This window comes from Klebsiella sp. 54 (genome assembly GCF_018223875.1).
Lineage (GTDB): Bacteria > Pseudomonadota > Gammaproteobacteria > Enterobacterales > Enterobacteriaceae > Klebsiella > Klebsiella quasipneumoniae.
Window position 1 is genome coordinate 13,221 of record NZ_JAGRRA010000020.1, and the last position, 13,240, is coordinate 26,460.

The window sequence follows — 13,240 nt, forward strand, 5'->3', positions numbered from 1 at the left end:
TGATTGAATAATGGCAAAGGCACCAATTCGTGCACGTAAGCGTGTAAGAAAACAAGTCTCTGACGGCGTGGCTCATATCCATGCTTCTTTTAACAACACCATCGTTACCATTACTGATCGTCAGGGTAACGCACTGGGTTGGGCAACAGCCGGTGGTTCCGGTTTCCGTGGTTCTCGCAAATCCACTCCGTTCGCAGCTCAGGTTGCAGCAGAGCGTTGCGCAGAAGCCGTAAAAGAATACGGCATCAAGAATCTGGAAGTTATGGTCAAAGGTCCGGGTCCGGGTCGCGAATCTACCATTCGTGCACTGAACGCCGCTGGTTTCCGCATCACTAATATTACTGATGTGACTCCGATCCCTCATAACGGTTGTCGTCCGCCGAAAAAACGTCGCGTATAACGCTGCGTTTTCCAGGTTAGTTGGAGAAAGAAAATGGCAAGATATTTGGGTCCTAAGCTCAAGCTGAGCCGTCGTGAGGGCACCGACTTATTCCTTAAGTCTGGCGTTCGCGCGATCGATACCAAGTGTAAAATTGAACAAGCTCCTGGCCAGCACGGTGCGCGTAAGCCGCGTCTGTCTGACTATGGTGTGCAGTTGCGTGAAAAGCAAAAAGTTCGCCGTATGTACGGTGTGCTGGAGCGTCAGTTCCGTAACTACTATAAAGAAGCAGCACGTCTGAAAGGCAACACCGGTGAAAACCTGTTGGCTCTGCTGGAAGGTCGTCTGGACAACGTTGTATACCGTATGGGCTTCGGCGCCACTCGTGCTGAAGCACGCCAGCTGGTTAGCCACAAAGCGATTATGGTAAACGGTCGTGTTGTTAACATCGCTTCTTATCAGGTTAAAGCGAATGACGTTGTCAGCATTCGTGAGAAAGCGAAAAAGCAATCTCGCGTGAAAGCCGCTCTGGAGCTGGCTGAGCAGCGTGAAAAGCCAACCTGGCTGGAAGTTGATGCTGGCAAGATGGAAGGTACGTTCAAGCGTCAGCCGGAGCGTTCTGATCTGTCTGCGGACATTAACGAACACCTGATCGTCGAGCTTTACTCCAAGTAAAGCTTAGTACCAAAGAGAGGACACAATGCAGGGTTCTGTGACAGAGTTTCTAAAACCGCGCCTGGTCGATATCGAGCAAGTGAGTTCGACGCACGCCAAGGTGACCCTTGAGCCTTTAGAGCGTGGCTTCGGCCATACTCTGGGTAACGCACTGCGCCGTATTCTGCTCTCATCGATGCCGGGTTGCGCGGTGACCGAGGTTGAGATTGATGGTGTACTGCACGAGTACAGCACCAAAGAAGGCGTTCAGGAAGACATCCTTGAAATCCTGCTCAACCTGAAAGGGCTGGCGGTGAGAGTTCAGGGTAAAGATGAAGTCATCCTTACTTTGAATAAATCTGGCATTGGCCCTGTGACCGCAGCCGACATTACCCACGACGGTGATGTCGAAATCGTCAAGCCGCAGCACGTGATTTGCCACCTGACTGATGAGAACGCTGCTATCAGCATGCGTATCAAAGTTCAGCGCGGTCGCGGTTATGTGCCGGCTTCTGCCCGAATTCATTCGGAAGAAGATGAGCGCCCAATCGGCCGTCTGCTGGTCGACGCCTGCTACAGCCCTGTAGAGCGTATTGCCTACAATGTTGAAGCTGCGCGTGTAGAACAGCGTACCGACCTGGACAAGCTGGTCATCGAAATGGAAACCAACGGCACAATCGATCCTGAAGAGGCGATTCGTCGTGCGGCAACCATCCTGGCTGAACAACTGGAAGCTTTTGTTGACTTACGTGATGTACGTCAGCCAGAAGTGAAAGAAGAGAAACCAGAATTCGATCCGATCCTGCTGCGCCCTGTTGACGATCTGGAATTGACTGTCCGCTCTGCTAACTGCCTCAAGGCAGAAGCTATCCACTATATCGGTGATCTGGTACAGCGTACCGAGGTTGAGTTGCTGAAAACGCCGAACCTGGGTAAAAAATCTCTTACTGAGATTAAAGACGTGCTGGCTTCCCGTGGACTGTCTCTGGGCATGCGCCTGGAAAACTGGCCACCAGCAAGCATTGCTGACGAGTAACCGGATCACAGGTTAAGGTTTTACTGAGAAGGATAAGGTCATGCGCCATCGTAAGAGTGGTCGTCAACTGAACCGCAACAGCAGCCATCGCCAGGCTATGTTCCGTAACATGGCAGGTTCGCTGGTTCGTCATGAAATCATCAAGACGACCCTGCCGAAAGCGAAAGAACTGCGTCGCGTAGTTGAGCCGCTGATTACTCTTGCCAAGACTGATAGCGTTGCTAATCGTCGTCTGGCATTCGCCCGCACTCGTGACAACGAGATCGTGGCAAAACTGTTTAACGAGCTGGGCCCGCGTTTCGCGAGCCGCGCCGGTGGTTACACTCGCATTCTGAAGTGTGGCTTCCGTGCAGGCGACAACGCGCCGATGGCATACATCGAGCTGGTTGATCGTGCTGAGCCGAAAGCAGAAGCTGCTGCAGAGTAATCTGTAGTAACGTAAAAAAACCCGCCCCGGCGGGTTTTTTTATATCTACCTCATCCCCACTTCACTACAATATCTGTACTCTTTTTGTTCATCCCTCGGAGCCGTAGAATGTGGTTACTGGATCAGTGGGCAGAACGCCATATCCTTGATGCCCAAACCAAAGGCGAGTTCGATAATTTACCCGGTAGCGGCGAGCCGCTAACTCTCGATGACGATTCGCATGTACCGGCCGAGCTGCGGGCAGGCTATCGCCTTCTGAAGAATGCAGGGTGTCTTCCCCCGGAGCTGGAGCAGCGCAGAGAGGCGGTGGCTCTGGCAGACTTGCTTAAGGGTGTGCGTCAGGACGACCCGCGGCATGGCGAACTCAGCAAGCGCCTTGCTCTGCTCGAGCTTAAGCTGCGTCAGGCAGGACTGAACACCGACTTTTTACGCGGTGAGTACGCCGATGCGTTGCTGCATAAAATCAATCAGGAGTGAATATGTATCGTATTGGTGAGCTGGCAAAACTGGCTGATGTGACGCCAGATACCATCCGTTATTATGAAAAACAGCAAATGATGGATCATGACGTGCGCACTGAGGGGGGATTTCGTCTTTACTCGGATAACGATCTTCAGCGTCTGCGCTTTATTCGCTATGCCCGTCAGCTGGGCTTTACTCTGGAAGCGATCCGCGAATTATTGTCGATCCGTATCGATCCGGAACATCACACCTGTCAGGAGTCGAAAGGGATCGTTCAGGCGCGATTAAGCGAAGTTGAGGCGAGGATCAACGAGCTACAAACGATGCGTCGCTCTCTGCAACGGCTCAACGACGCCTGCTGCGGCACAGCTCACAGCAGCGTTTACTGTTCGATCCTCGAGGCCCTTGAGCAAGGCGCCAGTAACGGCAATGCCAGCCGTTGATTTTTTGTGCGCGCGGATCTACACTCGCGCGGAATTCACACATGTACTGGAGTTACTATGAGTCGCTATCAGCATACCAAAGGGCAAATTAAAGATAACGCCATTGAGGCACTTCTCCACGATCCATTATTCAGGCAGCGTGTAGAGAAGAACAAGAAAGGGAAGGGAAGCTATCAACGTAAAGATAAACATGCAGCAAGGATGGACCGGGAGGCCAGTGGCAAGCAAGCGAATCGCTTTTTTACCACTGGCCTTCTGCTTTCGCTGCTGATTAAGAACGCTTGTTTTGTTCTTTCAGCAGATCGCGAATTTCGCTCAGCAGTACTTCTTCTTTAGAGGGCGCTGGCGGTGCCGCCGGAGCCTCTTCTTTCTTGCGATTTAACTTATTCATCAGTTTAATCGCCATGAAAATGGCAAATGCGACAATGATGAAATCGAAAACGTTCTGAATAAACACCCCATAGTGCATCACCACTGCCGGTACATCACCCTGGGCATCGCGCAGCGTGACGGCAAACTGTTTAAAATCGATCCCGCCAATCAACAGGCCGAGCGGCGGCATAATAATATCCGCGACCAGCGACGAAACAATTTTACCGAATGCTGCGCCGATGATCACACCCACTGCCAAATCGACAACGTTCCCGCGCATCGCGAATTCGCGAAACTCTTTTAAAAAACTCATTTTATTCTCCTTGAGCCAGCTGACGTTGTAAGTTTAACAAATGTATTTTCATTTGCCATTCCCCGTAGAGCGTTACAGGAAAATATTAACCTTTGAATAATAAGGGATAATAAAAGGCGCCTGTTCGACGCCCTGGGAATTAGAGGAAGAAAGGACTTGGCTGGAACAGCCTTTCTACATCGGAAATAAACTTTTTATCAGTCAAAAACATGATCACATGATCGCCCTGCTCGATCCGCAGATTATTATTGGCGATCATCACGTCATTCCCGCGCACGACGGCGCCAATGATCGTGCCTGGCGGAAGCTTGATCTCATCGATCGATCGCCCGACCACCCGCGAGGTGCTCTCATCGCCGTGTGCCACTGCTTCGATCGCTTCCGCAACGCCGCGGCGCAGGGAGGAGACGCCGACAATATCGGCTTTACGAACATGGCTGAGTAGGGCGGAAATCGTGGCCTGCTGAGGCGATATCGCGATATCGATGACGCTACCCTGAACCAGATCCACATAGGCTCTACGCTGGATCAGCACCATCACTTTTTTAGCCCCCATTCGCTTGGCCAGCATCGCAGACATGATGTTTGCTTCGTCATCGTTAGTGACGGCAATAAACAGGTCCACCTGGTCAATATGCTCTTCGGCCAGCAGCTCCTGATCCGATGCATCACCGTAGAAGACGATAGTATGCTGCAGTTTTTCTGCCAGCTCAGCGGCTCGCTGCTGATTGCGCTCAATAAGCTTAACGCTGTAGTCTTTTTCCAGCTTATGGGCCAGGCCCGCGCCAATATTCCCGCCGCCGACCAACATGATGCGTTTATAAGGCTTCTCCAGACGCTGGAGTTCGCTCATGACCGCCCTAATATGCTGCGAGGCGGCAATAAAGAAGACTTCATCGCCGGCCTCGACAATCGTCGAACCCTGTGGGCGAATGGGGCGATCGTGGCGGAAAATAGCGGCCACGCGCGTATCGATATGCGGCATATGCTCACGCATGGTGGACAATGCATTACCCACCAGCGGACCACCGTAATAGGCTTTCACCACGGCGAGGCTGACTTTCCCTTCCGCGAAGTTCACGACCTGCAGCGCGCCGGGATATTCTATCAGACGGTGAATATTGTCGATGACCAGCTGTTCCGGAGCGATTAAGTGATCGATGGGCACTGCTTCAGAATTGAAGAGCTTTTCCGCATCGCGGACGTAATCAGGCGCACGAATACGAGCAATACGGTTTGGCGTATTGAATAACGAATAGGCGACCTGGCAGGCCACCATGTTGGTTTCATCCGAACTGGTGACCGCCACCAGCATATCGGCATCATCGGCTCCTGCCTCGCGCAGTACGCGGGGGTGAGAACCGTGCCCCTGGACGACACGCAGGTCGAACTTATCCTGCAGGCTGCGCAGACGGTCGCCATTGGTATCAACCAGCGTAATATCATTGTTCTCGCCGACGAGGTTCTCCGCCAGCGTGCCGCCGACCTGGCCGGCGCCCAGAATAATAATCTTCATCTGCAGTGATCCATTAGTTGCGACGTTTGATTAGCTTAGCGTAAAAGAAGCCATCGCCTTCTTCCGCACCCGGCAGATTTTGCTGTCCCGGGCTTGCCGGCGTACCGGTTGCGTCAAGCTCCGCATCCGGGGTCCGCGCGAGGAAGGCGGCAATTTGCTGGCTATTCTCTTCCGGCAGAATAGAACAGGTAGCGTAAACCAACGTGCCGCCTGGTTTCAGATGCCCCCAGATGGCATTGAGGATCTCGGCCTGTAGCTGGGCTAAATCGGCGATATCCCGATCCCGGCGCAGCCATTTGATATCCGGATGGCGGCGAATAACACCGGTGGCGGAACAGGGGGCATCCAGCAGAATACGATCGAACTGCTCGCTGCCACACCACTGCTCAGGGAAGCGACCATCGCCCTGTTTGACTTCGGCTTTCATGCCCAGCCGTTTCAGGTTGTCATAGACGCGGGAAAGACGCTGTTCATCAATGTCCACCGCCATGACCTCAGCCTGGGGAGCGACCTCCAGAATATGCGTCGTCTTGCCGCCCGGCGCAGCGCAGAGATCAAGAATGCGCTCGCCGTTTTCCGGCTGCAGATAGCGCATGCAGCCCTGGGCCGAGGCATCCTGAACGGTTACCCATCCTTCGGCAAAACCCGGCAACGTATGGACCGGGGCAGGGGTGGCCAGACGCACGGCGTCGGGATAGTCAGGGTGGGTGAAACCTTCTAAACCGGCCTCTTTAAGCAGAGCAAGCCATTCATCTCGGGAATGATGGTTGCGGTTAACGCGCAGCCACATCGGCGGGCGCTGGTTGTTAGCGTCGACAATCTCCTGCCAGTGTTGCGGCCAGGCCTGCTGCAGACGCTTCAGCAGCCATTTGGGATGAAGGTAGCGGTTTTCCTGCCCGGCGAATTCTACCAGTAGCTCTTCCTGTTGGCGCTGAAACTGGCGTAACACCCCATTGATCAGCCCTTTAAGCTGCGGGCGCTTAATCGCCACCGCGCCTTCTACCGTTTCAGCCAGCGCGGCGTGTGGAGGGATGCGGGTGTAGAGTAACTGATAGAGCCCAACCATAATCAGAAAGTGCACGGTGCGCTGTTTGCCGGTCATCGGACGCGCCATCAGCTTGCTGATAAGCCACTCCAGCTGGCTGAGCGTACGCAGTACGCCAAAACACAGCTCCTGCAGCAGCGCTTTGTCTTTATCGCTGACTTTTTGCTGTAGAGGGGGCAGGACGTTGCTTAAAGACTGACCTTTTTCAACGACTTGCTCGATAGCCTGGGCGGCCAGGCTGCGTAAATTTATATTCTTTTTCATAAGCGCAAAAATAAAAATGCCCGGCGAACCCGGGCTTCAGAAGAGACGACCGTCAGGCGAGACGGGTGCCAGGCGTAAACCACTCCCGGCGGGAATTGAGTAAATCCTGGGCGCTCATCGCTTTTTTACCCGCAGGCTGTAGCGATTCCAGGCTGAGGATCCCATCGCCTGTGGCGACCTGGATACCCTGTTTGGTTGCTGCCACGATAGTACCTGGTTCGGCATGTGCGGCTTCGGCAATGACCGATGCCCGCCACACTTTTAGCGGCTGCCCGTCAATTTCCAGCCAGCTCATTGGCCACGGATTAAAGGCGCGGATGCAGCGCTCCAGCTGTGCGGCGGAAAGCGACCAGTCGATGCGAGCTTCTTCTTTACTCAGCTTCTCGGCGTGGCACACCAACGATTCATCCTGTACTTCAGGCTGCGCGGTGCCGTTGGCCAGCTGGGCTAAAGTTGCCAGCAGACCTTGAGGGCCGAGCTCGGCCAGCTTATCGTACAGGCTGCCGCTGGTATCCTCTGCGGTAATGGGGCAGGAAAGCTTATACAGCATATCACCCGTATCAAGGCCGACGTCCATCTGCATGATGGTTACGCCTGTTTCGCTATCCCCCGCCCACAGCGAACGCTGGATCGGCGCTGCGCCACGCCAGCGCGGCAGCAGGGAGCCGTGAACGTTGATGCAGCCCAGACGGGGCATCTCCAGCACCGCTTTCGGCAGAATCAAACCGTACGCCACCACCACCATAATATCGGCGCCGAGATCGGCGACTAATTGTTGGTTGTCCTGCGGACGCAGGGAGGATGGCTGGAATACAGGTAAGTTATGGGCTTCAGCCAGCACCTTTACCGGGCTCGGCATCAATTTTTTGCCGCGGCCAGCAGGGCGGTCTGGCTGAGTGAATACGCCAACAACCTGATGTTCAGACGACAACAGCGCGTCAAGATGACGCGCTGCAAAATCGGGGGTGCCGGCGAAAATGATACGTAGTGATTGTGACACGGTATTCCTTGTTATCAGGCACGGGAACGTAAACGATCCAGTTTCTCAACCTTCTGACGAATGCGCTGTTGTTTGAGCGGTGACAGATAATCAATAAACAGTTTGCCGACCAGATGATCCATCTCATGCTGAATACAGATAGCCAGCAGGCCATCGGCCTCCAGTTCAAATGGCTTACCGTCGCGATCCAGCGCGCGGATCTTCACTTTTTCCGCACGCGGCACCAGGGCGCGCTGTTCCGGAATAGACAGGCAGCCTTCTTCAATGCCGGTTTCGCCATCTTTTTCCAGCAGCTCCGGGTTGATTAACACCAGCTGCTCTTCACGATTTTCCGACACATCAATAACGATAATGCGCTGATGGATATCGACCTGGGTCGCGGCCAGACCAATGCCCTCCTCAGCGTACATGGTGTCGAACATATCATCGACGATACGCTGAATTTCCGCATTCACTTCTTTGACCGGCTCGGCGACTTTGCGAAGGCGCTCGTCCGGAATATGTAACACTTGCAAAACTGCCATAAAGTTCCAGAGTCGTATTCAGGAGTTGATAAGATTATTAGCTCTATTCTAGACAAAACACCCTGCAATTGACAGTCTCACTGTCCAATCGCAAAGATTGTCAATACCGCTTATGGCAGGGGGTAAGGATGACGCCCGACGAGATTTGGCTGCGGCTGATGAAGGTCAGTAGCTTGTATGGCGACAGGATGGTAGAGATCGCTCAGCGCTTATGCGCAGCCGCCAGCGTTGATCATGAAGCGCTGCATGCCGTCGGGATGACCGCGGCGCAGGCAACGTTATTTTTCCGGCTTGACGAGCATGAGCTTGACGAGACGCGGCGCTGGCTGGAACAACCGGATCATCATCTGTTACGGGGTGACGATCCGCGCTATCCATTGCGGTTAAAGGCTATCGCTGATTACCCCGGCGCGTTGCTGGTCAGCGGCGATCCCGCTCTGCTTCACAGCGCGCAGCTTGCCGTTATTGGCAGTCGCTTGCATTCCTGGTATGGCGCTCGCTGGGGGAAGCTGTTCAGCGAAACGTTGGCGCGTAAAGGGATGACTATCACCAGTGGGTTGGCGTTAGGCATTGATGGCGTCGCGCATCGCGGCGCGCTCGCGGCCGAGGGCAAAACCATCGCGGTACTGGGCAACGGACTGGGCCAGGTTTATCCGCGGCGCCATGCGAGCCTCGCCCAGCAGATCGTCGATAATGGCGGTGCGCTGGTGTCTGAATTTCCACTTATAACGCCGCCGCTTCCCGCGCATTTCCCCAGGCGCAACCGGATTATCAGCGGCCTGAGCCTGGGCGTGCTGGTGGTTGAGGCGGCATTGAGAAGCGGATCGCTGGTTACCGTCCGCTGCGCTCTGGAACAGGGAAGGGATGTGTTTGCCCTGCCAGGGCCGATAGGCAATCCGGGATCGGAAGGCCCACACTGGTTAATTAAGCAAGGCGCGGTGCCGGTGACCTCGCCAGAGGATATTGTGGAATACTGGCACAACGAACTGGCCTGGCTAACTGATACGTCTGATTCGATAAATAATTGCGCCGATCAGCCGTCTGTAGCATTGCCATTTCCGGAGCTCCTGGCTAACGTAGGAGATGAGGTAACACCTGTTGACGTTGTCGCTGAACGTGCCGGCCAATCTGTGCCAGTAACCGTAGCTCAGCTACTTGAACTGGAGTTAGCAGGCTGGATCGCAGCTGTACCCGGCGGCTATGTCCGATTAAGGAGGGCAAGCCATGTTCGACGTACTCATGTATTTGTTTGAAACTTACATCCATAGCGAAGCAGAAATGCGTGTGGATCAGGACAAACTGACGCGGGATCTTACCGACGCAGGTTTTGAGCGGGAAGATATCTATAACGCGTTAATGTGGCTCGAGAAACTGGCTGATTATCAGGAAGGTCTCGTTGAACCCATGCAGCTCGCTTCCGACCCGCTGTCGCTTCGGGTATATACCGAAGAGGAGTGCCAGCGTCTGGACGCCAGTTGCCGGGGGTTTTTACTCTTCCTCGAGCAGATTCAGGTGTTGAACCTCGAAACGCGAGAAATGGTGATAGAGCGCGTACTGGCGCTGGATACGGCAGAATTTGAGCTGGAGGACCTGAAATGGGTCATCCTGATGGTACTGTTCAATATTCCGGGCTGTGAAAACGCCTATCAGCAAATGGAAGAATTACTCTTCGAAGTAAATGAAGGTATGCTGCATTAATCTTTTTGCAGCAACATCGAGTTGTTATGACCAAATCAGCACTGTTTTCGGTGCGTAAAAATGAGCCCTGCCCACAGTGCGGGGCTGAACTGGTGATCCGTTCCGGGAAACATGGCCCGTTTCTCGGCTGTTCGCATTATCCGGACTGTGACTATATCCGTCCCCTGAAAAGTCAGGCTGACGGGCATGTCGTTAAGGTGCTGGAGGGGCAAGCATGCCCATCGTGCGGCGCGGTTATGGTGCTACGTCAGGGGCGTTTTGGGATGTTCATTGGCTGTAGCCACTATCCGGAATGCGAACATACTGAGCTAATTGATAAACCAGATGAGACGGCTATTGCTTGCCCGCAGTGCGGACAAGGCCATCTGGTCCAGCGTCGTTCCCGTTTCGGTAAAACCTTTCACTCCTGCGATCGCTATCCTGATTGCCAGTTCGTTATCAATTTTAAACCGGTGGCGGGCGAATGCCCTGAATGCCATTACCCGCTGTTAATAGAAAAGAAGACGGCGCAGGGGCTCAGACGCTTCTGTGCCAGTAAACAATGTGGAAAGCCGATCCCGGCGGAATAAATCAGTGAACAATAACCTGCCCTCAGAAGCCGTCGCCCATGCCGTGGCGGTCCTGAATAATGAACATGTCATCGCCTATCCCACGGAAGCCGTTTTTGGCGTCGGCTGCGACCCTGACAGCGAAACGGCCGTTATGCGTCTGCTGGAGCTGAAGCAGCGTCCTGTTGAGAAGGGATTGATCCTTATCGCCGCTAGCTTTGAGCAACTCAAGCCATATATTGATGATTCACGGTTAAGTGATTCGCAGCGGGCAGCGATCTTTTCCTGCTGGCCAGGACCGGTGACGTTTGTATTCCCGGCGCGTCCTGAAACACCACGCTGGCTGACTGGTCGTTTTGATTCGCTGGCTGTACGCGTGACCAACCATCCGCTGGTGATTGAATTGTGCGAAGCCTACGGAAAACCGCTGGTCTCGACGAGCGCCAATCTCACCGGGCAACCGCCTTGCCGCACCACCGCAGAAGTCCGTGCTCAGTTTGGTGACAGCTTCCCGGTCGTGGATGGCGCTACGGGCGGACGGCAAAATCCATCTGAAATACGTGATGCCCTGACGGGTGAACTGTTCCGCCAGGGGTGAACCATGGAAACCTATGCTGTTTTTGGTAATCCGATCGCGCACAGCAAGTCGCCTTCTATTCACCAGCTGTTTGCCTGCCAGTTAGGGATTATCCATCCTTATGGACGTGTGCTAGCGCCGCTGGACGATTTTGTCTCTTCTCTCAATCAGTTTTTTGCGCAGGGAGGAAAGGGCGCCAATGTTACTGTTCCTTTTAAAGAAGAAGCTTTTGCGCGCGCGGATGAACTGACAGAACGCGCTGCGCTGGCGGGAGCGGTGAATACCCTGAAACGTCTCGAAGACGGGCGTTTGCTGGGCGACAACACGGACGGTATTGGTCTGCTGAGCGATCTGGAGCGTCTGGGATTCATTAAGCCACGCCAGCGGATCCTGCTTATCGGTGCCGGTGGCGCATCGCGTGGGGTGCTGCTGCCGCTGCTGTCGCTGGGATGTGCCGTCACGATCGTCAATCGCACCTACGCTCGTGCCCATGAGTTAGCCACGCTCTTCGCTCATACCGGCAGCGTCAGCGCAAGGGAGATGGATACCTTATCCGGGGAAACATTCGATCTGATCATCAATGCGACGTCCAGTGGAATAGACGGTGATGTACCGGCTATCCCGGCATCTGTTGTCAACGCTGACGTGTATTGCTATGACATGTTCTACCAGAAAGGGCCGACACCGTTTCTTCACTGGTGCCAGCAGCATGGCGCAACCCACTGTGCTGACGGGCTGGGAATGCTGGTGGCGCAAGCCGCCCATGCCGTTCTGCTATGGCACGGCGTCCTGCCGGCTATCACCCCGGTTATAGAAAGGCTGCAACAGGAACTGAATGCATGAATCAGGCGATTCAGTTTCCCGATCGGGAATCATGGGATGCCGAACGGCAGGGCGTGGTGTTTCCCGCGCTGGTTAATGGGATGCAATTAACCTGCGCAATTTCAGGGCAGATCCTGCAGCAGCGTTTTGGCGCAGAGGGGCCAGCGCAGTGGCTGGCCGCATTCCAGAAACATCGTTGGGATCTTGAGGAAGAGGCAGAGGCATTGATCCGCGATAATCAGGAGGATGCTCAGGGTTGGGTCTGGCTCTCCTGATCCAGATATTCATCTTTCCATTTCACATAGTTATTTGCTGAATACTTAAGGCCTTCCCGCTCCGCCTCTGTCAGGGGGCGGATCTGTTTGACCGGATTGCCAAAGTAAAGGAAGCCGCTTTCCAGCTGTTTGTTCTGTGGTACCAGACTTCCCGCGCCAATCATGACGTCATCGCCAACGACGACACCATCTAATAAGATCGAACCCATACCAACCAGTACGCGGTTGCCGATAGTGCAGCCGTGCAGCATCACTTTGTGGCCAACCGTCACATCCTCTCCAATGATCAGTGGATTTCCCTCAGGCTTGTAAGAGGATTTATGGGTCACGTGTAGAACGCTGCCGTCCTGAATATTGCTGCGTTGACCTATCGATACATAGTTGACGTCGCCGCGAATGGCTACCAGAGGCCAGACGCTGACGTCATCGGCAATTCTGACATCACCGATGACGACGCTGGATGCGTCAATCATGACGCGAAGACCGATTTGCGGGAAAAATGCTTTATAGGGGCGCAGTTGAGCAGACATGTTGACCTCAAAAATACGGGAGCGTAAGAAGACTTTGGTGGCTTTTATCTCGCTCTGCAACCCCTGAAAACGGTGAAAATTGAGCAAATCGTGCAATTACACGGCGAAAAGGGTGAAAAATCACCATTCAGAAAAAAAGATCGAAAAAAGGCTTGTGCAAAAAAATGGGATCCCTATAATGCGCACCCACTGACACGGCAGATGTGAATCACTTCACACAAACAGCCGGTTCGGTTGAAGAGAAAAATCCTGAAAAACGGGTTGACTCTGAAAGAGGAAAGCGTAATATACGCCACCTCGCGACAGAGCGCTAAAGCGCGTCGCAATTGCTCTTTAACAATTTATCAGACAATCT

At 54.0% G+C, this 13,240-nt stretch carries 19 protein-coding genes; 13 read left to right on the forward strand and 6 right to left on the reverse strand.

Annotated elements, in window-relative coordinates:
* The first annotated feature begins 10 nt into the window (after window positions 1-10).
* The 7 genes from rpsK (at window position 11) to KHQ24_RS24210 (ending at window position 3,737) form a co-directional block, all read left to right on the forward strand.
* A complete protein-coding gene (gene rpsK / locus KHQ24_RS24180) occupies window positions 11-400 on the forward strand; it encodes a 30S ribosomal protein S11 (RefSeq protein WP_002919257.1) in 390 nt (129 codons plus the stop codon).
* Window positions 401-433: 33 nt separating this feature from the next.
* A complete protein-coding gene (gene rpsD, locus KHQ24_RS24185; protein WP_002919224.1) occupies window positions 434-1,054 on the forward strand; it encodes a 30S ribosomal protein S4 in 621 nt (206 codons plus the stop codon).
* A gap of 25 nt (window positions 1,055-1,079) precedes the next feature.
* Window positions 1,080-2,069 carry a DNA-directed RNA polymerase subunit alpha gene (locus tag KHQ24_RS24190; RefSeq protein WP_002919219.1) on the forward strand — a complete coding sequence of 330 codons (990 nt, stop codon included), beginning with the start codon at window positions 1,080-1,082 and terminating at the stop codon, window positions 2,067-2,069.
* Window positions 2,070-2,109: 40 nt separating this feature from the next.
* The gene (rplQ, locus tag KHQ24_RS24195; protein WP_002919206.1) at window positions 2,110-2,496 is read left to right on the forward strand and encodes a 50S ribosomal protein L17; all 387 of its coding nucleotides are present in this window, start codon (window positions 2,110-2,112) and stop codon (window positions 2,494-2,496) included.
* A 108-nt stretch (window positions 2,497-2,604) separates the two neighbouring features.
* Window positions 2,605-2,973 carry a DUF1992 domain-containing protein gene (locus KHQ24_RS24200; protein WP_043523054.1) on the forward strand — a complete coding sequence of 123 codons (369 nt, stop codon included), beginning with the start codon at window positions 2,605-2,607 and terminating at the stop codon, window positions 2,971-2,973.
* A gap of 2 nt (window positions 2,974-2,975) precedes the next feature.
* A complete protein-coding gene (zntR, locus tag KHQ24_RS24205) occupies window positions 2,976-3,401 on the forward strand; it encodes a Zn(2+)-responsive transcriptional regulator (protein WP_004206796.1) in 426 nt (141 codons plus the stop codon).
* A 57-nt stretch (window positions 3,402-3,458) separates the two neighbouring features.
* Window positions 3,459-3,737: an alternative ribosome-rescue factor A gene (locus KHQ24_RS24210; protein WP_072060957.1), complete on the forward strand. Its 279-nt coding sequence runs from the start codon at window positions 3,459-3,461 to the stop codon at window positions 3,735-3,737.
* Here the strand turns inward: KHQ24_RS24210 and mscL are convergent.
* The 5 genes from mscL to def form a co-directional block, all read right to left on the reverse strand.
* Window positions 3,673-4,086, reverse strand: a complete 414-nt coding sequence (gene mscL, locus KHQ24_RS24215) for a large-conductance mechanosensitive channel protein MscL (protein WP_004206799.1) — start codon at window positions 4,084-4,086, stop codon at window positions 3,673-3,675. The two genes, KHQ24_RS24210 and mscL, sit on opposite strands and share 65 nt — an antisense overlap.
* A 139-nt stretch (window positions 4,087-4,225) precedes the next feature.
* Complete coding sequence (trkA, locus tag KHQ24_RS24220; RefSeq protein ID WP_002919153.1) at window positions 4,226-5,602, reverse strand: Trk system potassium transporter TrkA; 1,377 nt, start codon at window positions 5,600-5,602, stop codon at window positions 4,226-4,228.
* A gap of 13 nt (window positions 5,603-5,615) precedes the next feature.
* Window positions 5,616-6,911: a 16S rRNA (cytosine(967)-C(5))-methyltransferase RsmB gene (gene rsmB / locus KHQ24_RS24225; RefSeq protein WP_094334208.1), complete on the reverse strand. Its 1,296-nt coding sequence runs from the start codon at window positions 6,909-6,911 to the stop codon at window positions 5,616-5,618.
* A 52-nt stretch (window positions 6,912-6,963) separates the two neighbouring features.
* The gene (gene fmt / locus KHQ24_RS24230) at window positions 6,964-7,911 is read right to left on the reverse strand and encodes a methionyl-tRNA formyltransferase (protein ID WP_017900611.1); all 948 of its coding nucleotides are present in this window, start codon (window positions 7,909-7,911) and stop codon (window positions 6,964-6,966) included.
* Between the two features lie 14 nt (window positions 7,912-7,925).
* On the reverse strand, window positions 7,926-8,435 hold the full coding sequence (gene def, locus KHQ24_RS24235) for a peptide deformylase (protein ID WP_004206802.1): 510 nt from the start codon (window positions 8,433-8,435) through the stop codon (window positions 7,926-7,928).
* Between the two features lie 128 nt (window positions 8,436-8,563).
* Between def and dprA the strand changes: the two genes are divergently transcribed.
* The 6 genes from dprA to KHQ24_RS24265 are packed head-to-tail and all read left to right on the forward strand — an operon-like array spanning window position 8,564 to window position 12,355.
* Window positions 8,564-9,688: a DNA-protecting protein DprA gene (gene dprA, locus KHQ24_RS24240; protein ID WP_032456674.1), complete on the forward strand. Its 1,125-nt coding sequence runs from the start codon at window positions 8,564-8,566 to the stop codon at window positions 9,686-9,688.
* The gene (gene smg, locus KHQ24_RS24245) at window positions 9,660-10,133 is read left to right on the forward strand and encodes a DUF494 family protein Smg (RefSeq protein WP_002919137.1); all 474 of its coding nucleotides are present in this window, start codon (window positions 9,660-9,662) and stop codon (window positions 10,131-10,133) included. The genes dprA and smg overlap by 29 nt, the downstream gene beginning before the upstream one ends.
* A 26-nt stretch (window positions 10,134-10,159) precedes the next feature.
* A complete protein-coding gene (locus KHQ24_RS24250) occupies window positions 10,160-10,702 on the forward strand; it encodes a type I DNA topoisomerase (RefSeq protein ID WP_153669885.1) in 543 nt (180 codons plus the stop codon).
* Between the two features lie 4 nt (window positions 10,703-10,706).
* Entirely contained in the window at window positions 10,707-11,279 is a 573-nt protein-coding gene (tsaC, locus tag KHQ24_RS24255) for an L-threonylcarbamoyladenylate synthase type 1 TsaC (RefSeq protein ID WP_004206805.1), read from the forward strand.
* A gap of 3 nt (window positions 11,280-11,282) precedes the next feature.
* The gene (gene aroE, locus KHQ24_RS24260) at window positions 11,283-12,101 is read left to right on the forward strand and encodes a shikimate dehydrogenase (protein ID WP_049093771.1); all 819 of its coding nucleotides are present in this window, start codon (window positions 11,283-11,285) and stop codon (window positions 12,099-12,101) included.
* A complete protein-coding gene (locus KHQ24_RS24265) occupies window positions 12,098-12,355 on the forward strand; it encodes a DUF1488 domain-containing protein (RefSeq protein WP_004206807.1) in 258 nt (85 codons plus the stop codon). The genes aroE and KHQ24_RS24265 overlap by 4 nt, the downstream gene beginning before the upstream one ends.
* On the opposite strand, the gene KHQ24_RS24270 is transcribed toward KHQ24_RS24265, so the two are convergent.
* Window positions 12,331-12,885 carry a gamma carbonic anhydrase family protein gene (locus KHQ24_RS24270; RefSeq protein WP_023319228.1) on the reverse strand — a complete coding sequence of 185 codons (555 nt, stop codon included), beginning with the start codon at window positions 12,883-12,885 and terminating at the stop codon, window positions 12,331-12,333. The two genes, KHQ24_RS24265 and KHQ24_RS24270, sit on opposite strands and share 25 nt — an antisense overlap.
* Between the last annotated feature and the right edge of the window lie 355 nt (window positions 12,886-13,240).